General features: G+C 58.3%; 1 protein-coding gene. It reads left to right on the forward strand.

Annotation, left to right across the window (positions count from 1 at the left end):
- The first annotated feature begins 23 nt into the window (after positions 1 to 23).
- Positions 24 to 977 (forward strand): hypothetical protein, encoded by a 954-nt coding sequence (locus D8U18_RS19425; RefSeq protein WP_056856154.1) that lies wholly within the window; start codon positions 24 to 26, stop codon positions 975 to 977.
- The last annotated feature ends 185 nt before the right edge of the window (positions 978 to 1162 follow it).

Raw genomic sequence — 1162 nt, forward strand, 5'->3', positions numbered from 1 at the left:
CGCTGAAACCAGATAGAGACGTCATGTTCAAGCGAAACACCTTAGGCCTCGGTGGTGCCGCCCTGTGCGGCGCCCTGCTGGTCAGCGGCTGTGCCAATCACATGTCACAACGCAGCGAGCACGAGGAACGTGTCGAGCGCAAATTGCTCGATCACAGCCTGCAGATCGATGTCGGTGAGCCCAAGGTGCTTGAGCTGCCGCAGCGCCGGGTGAAAATCCACGAGCAAAAGACCTTCGAAGTCACCGAGTTCGAGGTCACGCGCCATTACGATCGCTACACGCCGTACCAACCCTGGCGGGAAATCTACGAGATCCCGCTGGGCGCTGTAGCGGTGGTCGGTGGCGTCGGTGCGAACGTGGTCAATGTGTTTGCCCTGGGCAACCTTCCGGATAGCGTGACCAAGGACTGGTTCAGTTACGGCTTTGCCGGACTCAACCCGTTCATGAACACGCAATCCAATGGTCGTGCGCAACAGAACCTGGCCGGGATCGATGAGGTCCAGCTCGACAAGCGCACGGAGTACTCGAGCCTGCCATGGAGCGAGCGTCCAGTGCAGGTCAAGGCCGGCAAGGAAACCTTCGAGCTGAGCACCGACAAAAACGGCGTATTGCGTCTGAACCTGTTGGACAGCCCGTTCGCCGAACATGACCTCAATCATCTGAGCAAGCTGCAGATCAATGTCGAGGACGCCAAGGACGACGTGCATACCGACTCGTCCCTCGCCCTCAGCAATACCTTGCGTGGCAAGCTGCTCGAAGCCCACGGGTTGATTTACGACGACCTCGAAGACGACGAAGTAAGCCAGTGGGTACACCGGGTCAAGCGCCTGTCGGAACTGGGCCTGGAGGAAGAGGCCAGCGAGCTGGAACAGAGCCTGATTGAACTGACGCGCAACGACCCAGAGTTGCAGACCGAATTTCTGAAGTCGCTGACCAAGGATGCCGGGCGGCTGGTTGCGGATCCGGGGCCGAATTAAGGCCTGAAAGAATCGCGGGCAAGCCTTGCTCCTACAGGATTTATGTCGTCGTCGATATTTTGATCGACTCGAATCCTGTAGGAGCAAGGCTTGCCCGCGATGAGGCCCTGAAAATCACCGAAAAATCTAACGCTCAAACAACTCCATCTGCTCAAACCCGCCCCGCAAGTCCTCCAGCCTGACCC

The organism is Pseudomonas sp. Sample_10 (genome assembly GCF_004321495.1).
In the GTDB taxonomy this organism is placed as follows: Bacteria; Pseudomonadota; Gammaproteobacteria; order Pseudomonadales; family Pseudomonadaceae; genus Aquipseudomonas.